Genomic DNA, 14,361 nt, shown 5'->3' on the forward strand with positions numbered 1-14,361 from the left:
CCATGGGGCGCCCCTTGGGGCCTGTGGCGATCCTCGGCGGCGTCTCCCTCGCCCTGCGCGGCCGGACGGTGCTCGACGGGATCGACCTCGCCCTCGGGGCGGGGGAGACCCTGGCGCTGCTCGGCCCGAATGGCGCAGGCAAGACCTCCCTGATGCGCCTCGTGGCCGGGCGTCTGACGCCCGATGCCGGCAGCGTGCGCGTCGGGGGGGCCGATCCGCACCGCTCTGGCGAGGCCCGCCGGGCGGTGGGCTGGGTGCCGCAGGAGATCGCCCTCTACCCGCGCCTGACCGTGGCCGAGAACCTTTCGGTCTTCGCGCAACTCTCCGGCCTGCCCCGCCGGGACCGGCGGGAGGCCGTCGCGCGGGTGCTGGCGCTGGCGGACATCGCCGACGTGGCGGGGCGCGTGGTGGCGACCCTGTCGGGGGGCTATCAGCGCCGGGTCAACATCGCCGCCGGGCTGATCGGGCAACCCTCCCTCGTGCTGCTGGACGAGCCGACCAACGGCGTCGATCTCGCCGCCCGCGCCGCGATCCACGGCGTGCTGCAGCGCCTGCGCGAGCAGGGCACGGCAATCCTCATCGCGACCCACGATTTCCCGGAGGCCGAGCGCCTCGCCGACCGGGTGGCCTTCCTCGCGCAGGGGCGGATCGTCCGCGAGGGCCATCTGGCCGACCTCCTCGCACGCCTGCGCACCGGCACGCCGGAGCGGGAGCTGATCCTCGACACCGCGCCCGACGCCGCCGCCGAGGCCGTGCTGCGGCGGGCGGGCTTCGCCCCGGCCGGGGCCTCGGGCCTGCGCTGGCGCACGGGCGAGCGGGCGGGCCTCGATGGGGCAGCGCTCCTCGGGACGCTGCGCGCCCAGGGCGTGCCGGTGAGCGAGGTGCGGGTGCGCTCGCCGCGCCTCGAAACCCTCTATCTCGAAGCGCTGCGCCCCCGCGACGTGGGCGAGACCGGGGCCGCCGCGCGTCCCCTCACCGCCGGGCTGACCCGATGATCGGCGCCGCCTTCCGGGTGATGCTGCTCTCGCTGGTGCGGGACCGGGCGGCCCTCGTCATGGCCTTCGTGCTGCCGACGGTGATCTTCTCGATCTTCGCGGCGATCTTCTCCGGGGCGATCGGCGACCGGATCCGCATCCATCTCGGCCTTGCCGACCTCGTGGGCACGCCGGCCACCCACCGGCTGATGGACGCGCTGGCCGCCGACCCGTCGCTGCGCGTCACCCGCCTCGACGCGAAGAGCCTCGCGGAGGTGGCGCGGGAGGTGCGGGCGGGCGAGGTCGACGTGGCGCTCGCCCTGCGCGGCGACCTGATCGCCGGAACTTCCGGCGATGCCCCCGCCCCGGCGGACCAGCCCATCGTGCTGGTGGAGAACCCAGCCAAGGCGCTGGCGACGCCCATCGCGCTCGGCCAGTTGCAGCGGGTGCTGAACGAGGCACTGCCCGATGTGGTGCTTTCGCGGGTGATCGCGGACGTGGAGCGCACTGGCAAGATCGGCGCGGACGAGCGGCGCTTCCTCGACGACGCCTTCGCCGAGCAGCGGGCGAAGAAGGAGCCCTTCTCCTTCGCGAGCCTCGTGGAGCGGGTGAGCACGGCCTCCGGCACGGCCAACGCGCGGGTGAGCTACTATGCCGGGGCGATCACCGCCGTGTTCCTGCTCTTCGCGGCGATGCAGGGCGCCCTCTCACTGGTCGAGGAGCGCGAATCCGGCCTCAGCGACCGCCTGATGGCTGGGCCGGGCGGGTTGCCGGTGGTGGTGCTCGGCAAGTTCGGCTTCCTCACCGCCCAGGGCGTGATCCAGGCCGGGCTGATCTTCCTCGCGGCGGGGCTGCTCTACGGGGTCGAGATCGGCCCGCACTGGCCCGCCTTCCTCGCCGCCTGCCTGCTCGTCTCGGCCATGGCGGCGGGGCTGGCGCTCGCCGCCTGCGCGCTCGCCGCCTCGCGCCAGCAGGCGCATCTCGCGGCGACCTTCGGCGTGCTGCTCCTCTCGGCCATCGGCGGCTCGATGGTGCCGCGCTTCCTCATGCCACCCTGGCTGCAGCAGGCCGGCTGGCTGACCCCGAACGCCTGGGCGATCGAGGCCTATCAATCCGCCCTCGGCGAGGGCTTGCCCGCCGCCCTGCCGGCCCTGGCGGTGCTCGCCGCCGTGGCGCTCGCCGGCCTCGGCGTCGCCCTGACGGCGGTGTCGCGCCGGACGATCTGAGCCGCCTACGCCGCCCGCACGGTGGCGAGGAAGCGCCCGACCTCCTGGGCCAGATGCTCCGACTGGCGCGAGAGCTCGGAGGCCGCGCCGAGCACTTGGCTCGCCGCCGCGCCGGTCTCCTCGGCGGCGCTCGCCACCCCCGCGATGTTGGTCGTGACCTCCCCCGTGCCCATGGCCGCCTGGGAGACGTTGCGCACGATCTCCTGGGTCGCCGCACCCTGCTCCTCCACCGCCGCCGCGATGGAGGTGGCCACGTCGTTGATCTCGCGGATCCGCGCCGTGATGCCGGTGATCGAACCGACCGCATGGGTCGTGGAGGACTGGATCTGCGCGATCTGGCCGGAGATCTCGCTGGTGGCCTTGGCGGTCTGCTCGGCGAGGGTCTTCACCTCGGCGGCCACCACCGCGAAGCCCTTGCCGGCGGCCCCCGCGCGGGCCGCCTCGATCGTGGCGTTCAGAGCCAGCAGGTTCGTCTGGCCGGCGATGGTCGAGATCAGCCCGACCACGTCGCCGATGCGCGAGACGGCCGTGTTCAGTTCCAGCACCAGGGCGCCGGTCCGGTCGGCCTCGCCCACGGCGAGGCGGGCAAGTTCCGCCGAGCCGCTGACCTGCCGCCCGATCTCCTGCACCGACGAGCCCAGCTCCTCGGCCGCCGCCGCCACGGTGTTGACGTTCGAGCCCGCCTGCTCCGCCGCCGCCGCGACCGTGGTCGACTGGCTCGCCGTCTCGGTCGCCGTGGCGGTCATGGTCTGGGCGGTGGCCTGCAACTCCGTCGCGGAGGAGGACACCATGCCGATGATGCCGCCCACCGCCGCCTCGAACCCGTCCGCCATCTGGCGCATCCCGGCCTTGCGCTGCTCCTCGGCGGCGAGGCGGGCCAGGGCGGTCTCCTCCTCTAGCGCCCGCGTGCGGATCAGGTTGTCCTTGAACACCTGTACCGCCGAGGCCATCGCGCCGATCTCGCTGCGCTCGCCCGCATGGGGGATCTCGACCGTCGCGTCGCCCTCCGCGAGGCGCTCCATCCGCGCCGCCATGCGCCGGATCGGCAGGGAGATCGTCACCACCGACATCCAGGCCACCGCCAGCGTGATCGCCGCCGCGACGGCCACGACGATGGCGATGGCGAACTGGGCCCGGGCCCCGAGTTCGGCGGCGTCCTGGGCGCTCCGCTTGCCGAGGGCTTCGTTGAAGTCGAGGTCGGCCTTCAGCGCCGCCCGCGCCGCGTTGAGCGTCGGGAGCATCGCGTCGAGCAGGTAATCCCTGGCGCCGCTCGTGTCGCCGCCGTGGAGGAGTTGCAGGAACTCTTTCGTCATGCCGGAATAGACCGGCACCGTCGTCTTCACCGCCGCCCAGAGCGCATCCTCGCCGGGGCTCACGAGGGGGGCGTAATCCTGCAGATCCTTGTCGATCTCGGCGAGGCTCGCCTTCAGCCGCGTGAGGGATTGGGGACGGCGCTCCTCGCCGGAGACCAGATAGGCCAGCTGCCGGCTGCGGAGGGATTCGAAATCCGCCGCCGTCTTGCCGAGCACGCGGGTCGAGGGCAGCGCGTTGGCGCCGAGATCGTTCGTCGCGGCGCTCAGCGCCTGAAGCCGCAGGTAGCTGAACCCGCCGAGGCCGGAGACGAGAAGCAGCAGCACCAGGAGCGCACCGATCAGGCGGGCGCGGATGGTTACGTGGGCGAACATGGGAACGATCCTGCGACGACGGGTGGAAATTAGATCGTTCGTGCTAAGCAACGATTAAGGCACTTGACCTCTGCCGGTCTCATCGCGCGGCCTATAACACTCAGCCATTGAAATATAATTCTTGCTCCGTCGAGTGTAGTTTTTCTGACAGTCGATCGGATTCTCGATCCGATTTTCTCGCTGAGATTTCGCCCCCAATGCTGGCCCGAAGCCGGGACGGCGGCCGCAGGGCTATCCGGGCCGGAACGAATGCTGACGGCGGCGAAACCCGGTGGATGTGCCCTCCCGCGACGGCAGGGCACGTTGACCCACGCCGTGTCAGGTCTAGCTTCCCAGAGAGGGCCGGGCCGTTCGTCCCGCCCGTTCGGAGCGTGCCCAGTTCATGAGCCAGGATTCGAGGGTCGCGGTGATCGGCTCAGGCCTCGGGGGGCTTGCCGCCGCCTGCGTCGCCGCCGCCAGGGGCCATCGCGTCACCGTCTACGACAAGAACGGCTGGCTGGGGGGCAAGGCCGCCGTCCTGCACGAGGGCGGCTTCCGCTTCGACATGGGGCCGACCATCCTCACCGTGCCGCGGGTGCTGGAGCGCATCTTCGCCGAGGCCGGGCGCTCGGTGCACGATTACATGGACCTGCGCCGGCTCGACCCGCAATGGCGCTGCTTCTTCGACGACGGCACCCGCATCGACCTGATGCAGGACGTGGCCACCATGGCCACCGAGATGGACCGCTTCGCCCCCGGCACCGGGGAGGGCTATAAAAAATTCATCTCCATCTCCGAGCATCTGCACGGCGTCTCGGAAAAATTCTTCTTCTGGAAGCCGGTCGAAGACCTGTTCGACACGATCAACATCCGCGAGAACATGAACCCCGGCACCCTGCGGGACGTGCTCTCCCTGCGGATGCACGCCTCGGTGGCCTCCACCATCCGGGGCAAGGTCAAGGACGCGCGTCTGGCGCAGATGCTCGACCACTTCGTCCAGTATGTCGGCTCCTCGCCCTACGGCGCGCCGGCCGTGCTCTGCGCCATCGCCCACATGCAGACCTCCGAGGGGGTCTGGTACCCGATGGGCGGCACCCGCGCCGTGGCGGAGGGCCTCGCCAAGCTCGCCGAAGAGCTCGGCGCGACGCTGAAGCCCGGCATCGAGGTGACGGGGATCGACACCACGGGCGGCGCCGTGCGCGGCGTGCGCACTGCCGAGGGCTCCACGCCCTTCGACGCCGTGATTTCCAACATGGATTCGGTGCGCACCTACAAGGAGTTGATCGGCGGCGAACCAGGCAAGTCCTTCGAGAAGAAGAACCCCGAGCCGGCCTGTTCGGGCGTGGTGCTCTATCTCGGGCTGAAGGAGCGCTACGAGCACCTTGCCCACCACGACTTCGTCTTCTCCCGCGATCCCGAGGAGGAGTTCGAGTACATCTACCGCAAGGGCGAGCCCGCCCCGGACCCGACCGCCTACCTCGCGGCGCCCTCCTCCACCGATCCGTCCGTGGCGCCGGAGGGAGGCGAAGCGCTCTACGTCCTCGTCCACACGCCGTACCTGCGCCCGCACCACGATTGGCGCCCGGACGGGCCGCTGTTCCAGAACTACCGCCGCACCATCCTCGACAAGCTGAAGCGCACCGCCGGCCTCACCGACCTGGAGGACCGGATCGTCGTGGAGCGTCACCTGACGCCCCAGGACATCCACGAGCGCTACAAGGTGCTGAACGGCGCGATCTACGGGCTGGCCTCGCACGGCAAGGTCATGGGCGCGTTCAAGCCGGGCAACCGCTCGCGGCAGGTGCGTGGCCTCTACCTCGCGGGCGGCGCCGCCCATCCCGGCCCCGGCATGCCGATGGTGATGATGTCCGGCTGGATCGCCGCCGACGCCCTCGACGCGGATGCGCGTGGGCAAGGGGCGGCGCCCGAGCGCAAGTCGGCGTGAGCCGGGCCGTCGCGAGGCAGGGAGGGACGAGGGACCGGCGCCCCCTGCCCCGCACGTCCCCCGCCCTGTGGCGGTTCATGGTGGCGTGGTTCGACCGCTACCTGCGCCGCCATCTCGACGGGCTGAACCTGCCGCTGTGGAGTGCCCCGCCGGTGACGGGGCATCGCGGCCCGGTGGTGATCTATTGCAACCACCCGGCGTGGTGGGATGCGGCGGTGATCATCCTGCTCGCCGGAAAACTCTATCCCGGCCGTGACCACCGCGCGCCGTTCGATGCGGCGATGCTCGCCAAGTACCGCATCTTCGAGCGGATGGGTGCCTTCGGCGTCGATCTCGAGACCCCGCGGGGCGGGGCGCAGTTCCTCGCCGCCGCGCGGGACATCCTCGCCCGGCCCGGCGCCCTGATGTGGATCACCGCGCAGGGCCGCTTTCAGGACGTGCGGGTGCGCCCCCTCGGCCTGCGCCCCGGCGTCGCCCGGCTGGCGGAAATGGCGCCCGACGCCCTGTTCGTGCCCCTCGCCCTGGAATACGCCTTCTGGGAGGAGCGCGGCGCCGAGGCCTTCGCCGCCTTCGGCCCGGCGATGAGCGCGGCCGACCTCGCTGCCCTGCCGCGGGCGGACCGCCTCGCCCGGCTCGAAGGGGCGCTCACCGATACCCTCGACCGCCTCGGCGCCGACGTGACGACCCGCGACCCCGCCCGCTTCCGGCCGCTGCTGGCCGGGCGGAAGGGCGTCGGCGGCCTCTACGACCTGTGGCGGCGCGGAGCTGCCCGGCTGCGCGGCCGGCACTTCGACCCCGCCCATCGCAGCCCCAGCCCCTGAGCGAGGCCATGCTGACTGTCCTCGCCCTGCTCTGCCTGCTCGCCGCCCTCCTCCCGGCGGGTCTGGCGGTGGCGAACCTCCTCGTCCTCAGGAGCCCCGAACCGGAACCCGGCGGCGACCTCGTCTCGATCCTGATCCCCGCCCGCAACGAGGCCGGGAACATCGCGGGCACCGTGCGCGCGGCGCTGGCGAGCACGGGTGTCCCCGTCGAGGTGATCGTCGGCGACGACCATTCGACCGACGACACCGCCGCGATCGTCACCGGCCTCGGCGACCCGCGCCTGCGCCTCGCCCCCGTGCCCGACCTGCCCGAGGGCTGGACCGGCAAGAACCACGCCTGCGCCCACCTCGCGAGCCAGGCCCGGGGCCGGCGGCTCCTCTTCATCGATGCGGACGTCACCCTGGAGCCGCAGGCCGCCGCCGCCCTCTCGGCCCATGCCCGGGCGACGGGCGCGGCCCTGGTGAGCGCCGTGCCGCGCCAGCGCATGGACACGCTGGGCGAGCGGCTGACCGTGCCGATGATCAACTTTCTGCTCGTCGGCTACCTGCCGATGCCGCTGATGCGGCGGCTGCCGAACCCGTCGCTCGCCACCGCCTGCGGGCAGCTCGTGCTGTTCGACAGGGAGGCCTATGCCGCCACCGGGGGCCACGGCGCCGTGCGGGCCTTCCTCCATGACGGCGTGCGCCTCGCGCCGATCTTCCGGCGGGCCGGCTACCGCACCGATCTCGTGGCGGGCACCCGCATCGCCACCTGCCGGATGTATGACGGCTTCCCCGCCGCCTGGGCCGGGTTCTCGAAGAACGCCCACGAGGGTCTCGCCACGCCCCGCGCCCTGCCCCTCTGGACGGCGCTGCTCGGCCTCGGCCACCTGCTGCCGGTGCTCCTCGTCCTCGCCGGCCTGTTCGGCCTGCTGCCGCCGGAGGCCGCGTGGCTCGCCGCGCTGGCCCTCGCCCTCTCGCTCGCGACCCGCGCCGCGATCACCGTCGCGACCCGCGAGCCGGCGGCGACGATCCTCCTGCACCCGGCCTCCATCGCCGTGGCGCTGGCGATCCAGTGGAACGTGCTGCTGCGCCGGGAGCGCGCCGGGGCGGCGACGTGGAAGGGGCGCAGCTACCCGGTCGGTGGAGCCTGAGTCTCCTCCAGGATCCACGCCAGTGTACCGGGGTCGCCCCCGTCCACCGGCAGGGTCAGGAGGATCGGCGTCTCGTAGGGGTGGCGGGCCTTCACGGCGGCGAAGAGCGCGTCCTTCAGCCCCTCGCGGCTCTTGAGGATCGCGGCCACCTCGTTCGCCCGCTCGACCTTGCCCTTCCAGGCATAGACCGAACTCATCGCCGACAGGACGTTGACGCAGGCGACCAGCCTGTCGCGCACCAGGGCCTCGCCGATGTTCAGGGCGGAGGCCTCATCGGGAAAGGTCGTATAGACGAGGAGCGGGCGCTCCATGCTATGCCTCCATCGTGCGGTGCCCCTGAGTGGGTGCCGCGACGGCCGACGTCAACCGGGCGGGTCCGCTCGACAGTTTGGGAGCCCCGCCCGTGACCCCGATCCGCCGGCCCGTGTCCGTCTAGCGTCATGCGCAGCAAGACCATCGCCTTCGTGGCGAGCCCGACCCGCGACGCCCGCGAGGCCGCCGCCCTGCTGATGCGGCGCTACGACCACGTCTCGCCCGAGGAGGCCGACGTCGTCGTGGCGCTCGGCGGCGACGGCCTGATGCTGTCGGTGCTGCACCGATTCATGGACGCGCCGAAGCCCATCTACGGCATGAACCGGGGCACGGTCGGCTTCCTGATGAACGAGTTCGGGGAGGACGACCTGCGCGAGCGCCTGGACAACGCCCATCGCAGCGTCATCCATCCGCTCCTCATGCAGGCCACGGACACGGAGGGCCGCGCCCACACCGCGCGGGCGATCAACGAGGTCTACCTCCTGCGCCAGACGCACCAAACGGCGAAGCTGAAGATTTCCGTCGATGGGCAGGTGCGGCTCGAACAGCTCATCGCGGACGGCGTGCTCTGCGCCACCGCGGCCGGCTCGACGGCCTACAACCTCTCCGTGGGGGGGCCGATCCTGCCGCTGGACGCCAAGCTGCTGGCACTGACGCCGATCTCGGCCTTCCGGCCCCGGCGCTGGCGCGGGGCGCTGCTGCCGGATTACGCGCGAATCCGCATCGAGGTGCTGGATGCCGGCCACCGGCCCGTGGCGGCGGTGGCCGACCACACCGAGTTCCGCCGAGTCTGCACCGTGGAGACCTCGCTCGACCGCACCACGGACCTCGTGCTGCTGCACGATCCAGGGCACAGCCTGGACGAGCGGATCCTGCGGGAGCAGTTCGGCTAGGGCCGGCGATACACCCAGACCCGCGCGGGCGGCAGGTTCAGCCACACCCGGTTCGACGGCGCGGCGGTGTAGCTGCCGGCCTCGCACTTGGCGGGGATCGGCGGCACCACCGCGTAGGTGAACTGGATGAAGGGCGCGCCCGGCCGCATCAGGTCGTGGGCGGCGTTGAGCAGGTCGAGGCGCCGCTCCAACGGCTTGGTGAACAGCGGCAGGCTGGAGATCGTCGCCGCGCCGGGCTCCGCGAGCACCGAATCGAGCGTGGCGCGGATGTTGTAGGCATCGCCCCGAATCACCGTGACGCCGGGGAAGCGGCGGGCGAGGAGGCGGCAGAAATCCGGATTGAACTCCACGAGGATCAGCCGCTCCGGGGCGATGCCCCGGCGGATCAGCGCCTCCGTCACCGGGCCGGTGCCCGGTCCGAGCTCGATCACCGGGCCATCCTGCTGCGGATCGACGTAGGAGGCCATGGTCCGGGCCAGCATCCGGCCCGAGGGCGTCACCGCCCCGGTGACGAGGGGCCGTTCCAGCCACGAGCGCAGGAACCTCGCTTCGTCCTCCAGTGGATCGCGGCGGGGCTCGAGGAGGCGGCCCTCACGGAGACGGCCTTCGAGGCCGGGGACCTTTGCACTGGAGTGGCGCAGCGGCGGCAAGTCCTGGATTCCCGATGCCGTGGAGAGTCGAAAGTGTGTGGCAGGCTAACGTATCTATCGTCCGGTCAAGGCGCCGCCTAGGGTGTCTGCGCCACGGCAGGCCGCCGTCCGCGCATGACCGTTCGGAGGCTCATGCCTTCGCGGCGCCCCCGAAGAACTCGCGAACCTTGGAAAAGAACCCTGCCGATTCCGGATGATTTTCCGGTGAGGCGGATTGGTCGAACTCCAGCAGCAGCTCGCGCTGGCGCTTGGTCAGGCTCTGCGGGGTCTCGACGAAGACCTGGATGTAGAGGTCGCCGACCTCGCGGGAGCGCAGCACCGGCATGCCCTTGCCCTTGATGCGGAACTGCTTGGCCGTCTGGGTGCCGGCCGGGATGCGCACCTGGGTCTGCGACCCGTCGATCACCGGCACGGTGATCTCGCCCGCCAGCGCCGCCGTCACCATGGAGATCGGCACCCGGCAGAACAGGTCCGCCCCGTCCCGCTGGAAGAACTCGTGCGGCTTGATCGAGAGGAAGACGTAGAGGTCCCCCGAGGGGCCGCCGCGCAGGCCGCTCTCGCCCTCGCCCGCGAGGCGGATGCGCAACCCGTCGTCGACGCCCGCCGGCACGTTGATGGAGAGCGTCCGCTCCCGGTTGACCCGGCCCGCGCCCTGGCAGTTCGGGCAGGGGTCGTCCACGATCTCGCCGCGCCCGTGGCAGTTCGGGCAGGTCCGCTCGATGGCGAAGAACCCCTGGGCCGCCCGCACCCGGCCGAAGCCGCCGCAGGTCGCGCAGGGGCGCGGCTTCGAGCCGAGCTTGGCGCCCGAGCCCGAGCAGGTCTCGCAGGTGATCGAGGTCGGGATCTTGATGGTCTCGGCCTTCCCGGTGAAGGCCTCCTCCAGGGAGATTTCGAGGTTGTAGCGCAGGTCCGCGCCGCGCTCGCGCCCGGGAGTGCTGCTGCGCCGTGCGCCGCCGGCCCCGCCGGCGCCACGGCCGTCGCCGAAGAAATTGTCGAAGATGTCCGACATGAAGTCGCCGAACTCGTTGCCGAAGCCCGGCCCGCCGCCACCGCCCTGGCTGAAGGCGGCATGGCCGAACCGGTCGTAGGCGGCGCGCTTCTGACCGTCGGAGAGGCACTGATAGGCCTCGTTGATCTCCTTGAACTTGATCTCGGCTTCCTTGTCGCCGGGATTGCGGTCCGGGTGGTAGGACATCGCGAGCTTGCGGAAGGCGGTTTTCATCTCGCCGTCCGTGGCGGTCCTCGCGACCCCCAGCACCTCATAATAGTCCCGCTTCGACATCCCTGCCCTCAGGTGCCTTCCCGTCCGCGCCTTGCTTTCCGATGACGGAGAGCGTGCGCACGCACAAGCGAAGACGGGGCCGGATCGCTCCGGCCCCGTAAAGTTTCAGACGAGCGTGGCGATTAAGCCCGCTTCTTCTGGTCCTTCTCGTCGACTTCCTGGAAGTCGGCGTCGATGACGTCGTCCTTCTTCTCGGCCGACGCCTCGCCACCGGCCGCCGCGCCGTCCGGCCCGGCCGACTGGCTCGCGGCGTACATCGCCTCGCCGAGCTTCATGGACGCCTGCATCAGGTCCGTGGTGCGGGCCTTGATGGTCTCGACGTCCTCGCCTTCCAGGGCGGTCTTGAGGGCCGTGATGGCCGTCTCGATGGTGCCCTTGTCGGCGGCCGAGACCTTGTCGCCGTACTCCTTCACCGACTTCTCGGTGGAGTGCACGAGGCTCTCGCCCTGGTTCTTCACCTCGACCAGCTCACGGCGGCGCTTGTCCGCCTCGGCATTGGCCTCGGCGTCCTTCACCATCCGCTCGATGTCCGAGTCGGACAGGCCACCCGAGGCCTGGATGCGGATCTGGTGCTCCTTGTTCGTCGCCTTGTCCTTGGCCGTGACGTTCACGATGCCGTTGGCGTCGATGTCGAACGTCACCTCGATCTGCGGCATGCCGCGCGGGGCCGGCGGGATGCCGACGAGGTCGAACTGGCCGAGCAGCTTGTTGTCCGCCGCCATCTCGCGCTCGCCCTGGAAGACCCGGATCGTCACCGCGTTCTGGTTGTCCTCGGCGGTGGAGAAGGTCTGGGACTTCTTGGTCGGGATCGTGGTGTTGCGGTCGATCAGGCGGGTGAACACGCCGCCCAGCGTCTCGATGCCCAGCGACAGCGGGGTGACGTCGAGGAGCAGCACGTCCTTCACGTCGCCCTGGAGAACGCCGGCCTGCACCGCCGCGCCGATGGCCACGACCTCATCCGGGTTGACGCCCTTGTGGGGCTCCTTCCCGAAGAAGGACTTCACCACCTCCTGGATCTTCGGCATGCGGATCATGCCGCCCACGAGCACCACCTCGTCGATCTCGGCGGGGGTGACGCCGGCATCCTTGAGGGCCTTGCGGCAGGGCTCGATGGTCCGCTGGACGAGATCGTCCACCAGCGACTCGAACTTGGCGCGCGAGAGCTTGAGCGCGAGGTGCTTCGGGCCGGTCTGGTCGGCGGTGATGTAGGGCAGGTTGATCTCGGTCTGCGTCGAGGACGACAGCTCGATCTTGGCCTTCTCGGCGGCCTCCTTGAGGCGCTGGAGGGCAAGCTTGTCCTTGGTCAGGTCGATGCCCTGCTCCTTCTTGAACTCGGCGGTCAGGTACTCGACCACGCGGTTGTCGAAGTCCTCGCCGCCGAGGAAGGTGTCGCCGTTCGTGGACTTCACCTCGAACACGCCGTCGCCGATCTCGAGGATCGACACGTCGAAGGTGCCGCCGCCGAGGTCGTAGACCGCGATGGTGCCGGCCTTCTTCTTGTCGAGGCCGTAGGCGAGCGCCGCCGCCGTCGGCTCGTTGATGATGCGCAGGACCTCAAGGCCGGCGATCTTGCCGGCGTCCTTGGTCGCCTGACGCTGGGCGTCGTTGAAGTACGCCGGGACGGTGATGACCGCCTGCGTAACCGGCTGGCCGAGATGGGCCTCCGCCGTCTCCTTCATCTTCTGAAGGGTGAAGGCCGAGATCTGGGACGGCGAGTACTTCTTGCCGTCGGCCTCGACCCAGGCGTCGCCGTTGTCGCCACGCACGATCTTGTAGGGGACGAGACCCTTGTCCTTCTGGGTCATCGGGTCGTCGTAGGTGCGCCCGATCAGGCGCTTGATGGCGAAGAACGTCCGCTCGGGATTCGTCACCGCCTGCCGCTTGGCCGGCTGGCCGACGAGCCGCTCGCCGTCGTCGGTGAAAGCCACGATCGACGGGGTGGTGCGGGCGCCTTCCGAATTTTCGATGACCTTCGGCTGCGTGCCTTCCATGACGGCCACGCAGGAATTGGTGGTGCCGAGGTCGATACCGATTACTTTACCCATGGTGGGATCCCTCTTCTGTCGCGTTCAAGCAGACCGCCGAGCCCCGAAGCAGCTCGGCCCATGGCATTTCAGAACTCGCGATGGAGACTGACGCATCTGATGTGAGTACGGGACCCGGGCCGGATCAAGGGCCGCGAACGGCCGAAATCCAGCGGATAATCCCGCGTCGTCGGCGATATAAGAACCGCCGCCCGACGCCGCAAGAAGCCTTGGCATGAACGCGGTCTCCACGGCCACCGCCTTCGGCCGCCAGAGGTTTTCAACCCCCACCAGGGGCAAGGCCCTTCCGCACAGCTGCAATTTGTTGCTCCGCTGCCACGTCAGCGCCACCGATGGCGTGTTAACCCTGTCCCGTGGGATCGAGACCGGCCCCCGCAGGAAAATCACTCGACAGAGCCGTCCTTGCCCGCGCGCCAGCCCCGACCGACCCGCCTTCTCCTGCTCACCGCCCTGACGGCGGGCCTCGCCCTGGGGGCGCCTGTCCGCCCGGCGGAGGCGCAGAATTTTCTCGAACGGCTGTTCGGCATCAAGCCGGAGCGTCCGCCCGTGCCGCCCCAGCGCATCCCGGAGGGCGGCCCCGCCCCCGGCGCGCCGGAGGAGCCGGGCCAGCCGGGATCGGCGGCCCCCGAGGCGGCGCGCCCCGCTCCGGTGCCGCGCGCCCCGGTGGTGCTGAAGGCCCCGAGCGAGGAGGGAATCCTCAACCAGGACCTGCAACTCAACGGCGCGACCGGCGCCCTGAAGCTCGAACGGGCCGGCACGGGCCTCACGGCCACCGTGACCCTGCCGGGCACGAAGGTTTCGCAGCCGACCGAGACGTGCAGCGTCAAGCTCGGCGGCGGCAAGCCGATCGCCCTGACTGCCGCCGGCAAGCCGGAGGGCGTGCCGCGCTACGAGGCGCCGGCCGCCGAATGCCCGCTGCGGCTGGACGTGGCCGAGGGCGGCGTGATGGTGACGACCGTCGAGTCCGGCCAGACCTGCACCTTCTCGGCCGCCGATTGCGCGACGACGCCGGTCGGGCTGTGGGGGCCGCCGGCCGCCACGCTCATCCCCCGCGCGGGCGAGTTCGACACGGCCCGGGGCGTCGCCGACAAGTCGGTGCGCGACAATTACAAGCTGATGACCCAGCGGGCCCGGCGGGAGGATGTCCGCCCGATCGTGGCCGAGCAGGCTGCCTTCTCGGCGGACCGGGAGCAGTTCTGCCGGAGCTACGCCCGCGAGGGCACGCACGGCTTCTGCCACCTGCGCTTCACGGAGAACCGCTCGCTGGCGCTGGCGACGCGGCTCGGCGCCAACACCGCCGCGCCCACGACGACGGTCGCCGCCCCGCGCAAGCCGAAGCCGAAGCCCTCCGTCGAGGGCATGAACCCGGACGCGTTCGGCGGCCCCGAACCCGAGTAGCGGCTCTAGAGGGCGGCC

The 14,361-nt window shown here is 71.0% G+C and carries 12 protein-coding genes; 7 read left to right on the forward strand and 5 right to left on the reverse strand.

The window, feature by feature from the left end; translation table 11 throughout:
* The first annotated feature begins 2 nt into the window (after positions 1-2).
* Both MKK52_RS26255 and MKK52_RS26260 read left to right on the forward strand, forming a co-directional pair.
* Positions 3-995, forward strand: a complete 993-nt coding sequence (locus tag MKK52_RS26255) for an ABC transporter ATP-binding protein (protein ID WP_243959532.1) — start codon at positions 3-5, stop codon at positions 993-995.
* A complete protein-coding gene (locus tag MKK52_RS26260; RefSeq protein ID WP_243959534.1) occupies positions 992-2,200 on the forward strand; it encodes an ABC transporter permease in 1,209 nt (402 codons plus the stop codon). The genes MKK52_RS26255 and MKK52_RS26260 overlap by 4 nt, the downstream gene beginning before the upstream one ends.
* A gap of 5 nt (positions 2,201-2,205) precedes the next feature.
* On the opposite strand, the gene MKK52_RS26265 is transcribed toward MKK52_RS26260, so the two are convergent.
* Positions 2,206-3,885: a methyl-accepting chemotaxis protein gene (locus tag MKK52_RS26265; protein ID WP_243959536.1), complete on the reverse strand. Its 1,680-nt coding sequence runs from the start codon at positions 3,883-3,885 to the stop codon at positions 2,206-2,208.
* A 382-nt stretch (positions 3,886-4,267) separates the two neighbouring features.
* On the opposite strand from MKK52_RS26265, the gene MKK52_RS26270 reads away from it, so the two are divergent.
* The 3 genes from MKK52_RS26270 (at position 4,268) to MKK52_RS26280 (ending at position 7,763) form a co-directional block, all read left to right on the forward strand.
* A complete protein-coding gene (locus tag MKK52_RS26270; protein ID WP_243959538.1) occupies positions 4,268-5,809 on the forward strand; it encodes a phytoene desaturase family protein in 1,542 nt (513 codons plus the stop codon).
* A 77-nt stretch (positions 5,810-5,886) separates the two neighbouring features.
* Positions 5,887-6,630: a lysophospholipid acyltransferase family protein gene (locus MKK52_RS26275; RefSeq protein WP_243959792.1), complete on the forward strand. Its 744-nt coding sequence runs from the start codon at positions 5,887-5,889 to the stop codon at positions 6,628-6,630.
* A gap of 8 nt (positions 6,631-6,638) precedes the next feature.
* Positions 6,639-7,763, forward strand: a complete 1,125-nt coding sequence (locus MKK52_RS26280) for a glycosyltransferase family 2 protein (protein ID WP_243959540.1) — start codon at positions 6,639-6,641, stop codon at positions 7,761-7,763.
* Here MKK52_RS26280 and cutA read toward each other — a convergent pair.
* The gene (gene cutA / locus MKK52_RS26285; RefSeq protein ID WP_243959542.1) at positions 7,742-8,074 is read right to left on the reverse strand and encodes a divalent-cation tolerance protein CutA; all 333 of its coding nucleotides are present in this window, start codon (positions 8,072-8,074) and stop codon (positions 7,742-7,744) included. The genes MKK52_RS26280 and cutA overlap by 22 nt on opposite strands.
* A 129-nt stretch (positions 8,075-8,203) precedes the next feature.
* Between cutA and MKK52_RS26290 the strand changes: the two genes are divergently transcribed.
* Positions 8,204-8,968, forward strand: coding sequence for an NAD kinase (locus MKK52_RS26290; protein WP_243959544.1), 765 nt, complete (start codon positions 8,204-8,206; stop codon positions 8,966-8,968).
* Here the strand turns inward: MKK52_RS26290 and MKK52_RS26295 are convergent.
* From MKK52_RS26295 to dnaK, 3 genes are all read right to left on the reverse strand, one after another.
* Entirely contained in the window at positions 8,965-9,618 is a 654-nt protein-coding gene (locus tag MKK52_RS26295; protein ID WP_409564745.1) for a class I SAM-dependent methyltransferase, read from the reverse strand. The genes MKK52_RS26290 and MKK52_RS26295 overlap by 4 nt on opposite strands.
* Positions 9,619-9,748: 130 nt before the next feature.
* Entirely contained in the window at positions 9,749-10,900 is a 1,152-nt protein-coding gene (gene dnaJ, locus MKK52_RS26300; RefSeq protein ID WP_243959547.1) for a molecular chaperone DnaJ, read from the reverse strand.
* 122 nt (positions 10,901-11,022) lie between these two features.
* On the reverse strand, positions 11,023-12,945 hold the full coding sequence (gene dnaK / locus MKK52_RS26305) for a molecular chaperone DnaK (protein WP_243959549.1): 1,923 nt from the start codon (positions 12,943-12,945) through the stop codon (positions 11,023-11,025).
* A gap of 402 nt (positions 12,946-13,347) precedes the next feature.
* On the opposite strand from dnaK, the gene MKK52_RS26310 reads away from it, so the two are divergent.
* Positions 13,348-14,343: a hypothetical protein gene (locus MKK52_RS26310; RefSeq protein ID WP_243959551.1), complete on the forward strand. Its 996-nt coding sequence runs from the start codon at positions 13,348-13,350 to the stop codon at positions 14,341-14,343.
* Positions 14,344-14,361: the final 18 nt, after the last annotated feature.

It is taken from the genome of Methylobacterium sp. J-067 (assembly GCF_022829465.1).
GTDB lineage: Bacteria > Pseudomonadota > Alphaproteobacteria > Rhizobiales > Beijerinckiaceae > Methylobacterium > Methylobacterium litchii.

Coding starts and splice junctions, on each gene's coding strand:
- MKK52_RS26270 (WP_243959538.1), top strand. CDS start 4,268: ATGAGCCAGGATTCGAGGGTCGCGGTGATCGGCTCAGGCCTCGGGGGG.
- MKK52_RS26290 (WP_243959544.1), top strand. CDS start 8,204: ATGCGCAGCAAGACCATCGCCTTCGTGGCGAGCCCGACCCGCGACGCC.
- MKK52_RS26255 (WP_243959532.1), top strand. CDS start 3: ATGGGGCGCCCCTTGGGGCCTGTGGCGATCCTCGGCGGCGTCTCCCTC.
- MKK52_RS26265 (WP_243959536.1), bottom strand. CDS start 3,885: ATGTTCGCCCACGTAACCATCCGCGCCCGCCTGATCGGTGCGCTCCTG.
- dnaJ (WP_243959547.1), bottom strand. CDS start 10,900: ATGTCGAAGCGGGACTATTATGAGGTGCTGGGGGTCGCGAGGACCGCC.
- cutA (WP_243959542.1), bottom strand. CDS start 8,074: ATGGAGCGCCCGCTCCTCGTCTATACGACCTTTCCCGATGAGGCCTCC.
- MKK52_RS26280 (WP_243959540.1), top strand. CDS start 6,639: ATGCTGACTGTCCTCGCCCTGCTCTGCCTGCTCGCCGCCCTCCTCCCG.
- MKK52_RS26275 (WP_243959792.1), top strand. CDS start 5,887: ATGGTGGCGTGGTTCGACCGCTACCTGCGCCGCCATCTCGACGGGCTG.
- dnaK (WP_243959549.1), bottom strand. CDS start 12,945: ATGGGTAAAGTAATCGGTATCGACCTCGGCACCACCAATTCCTGCGTG.
- MKK52_RS26260 (WP_243959534.1), top strand. CDS start 992: ATGATCGGCGCCGCCTTCCGGGTGATGCTGCTCTCGCTGGTGCGGGAC.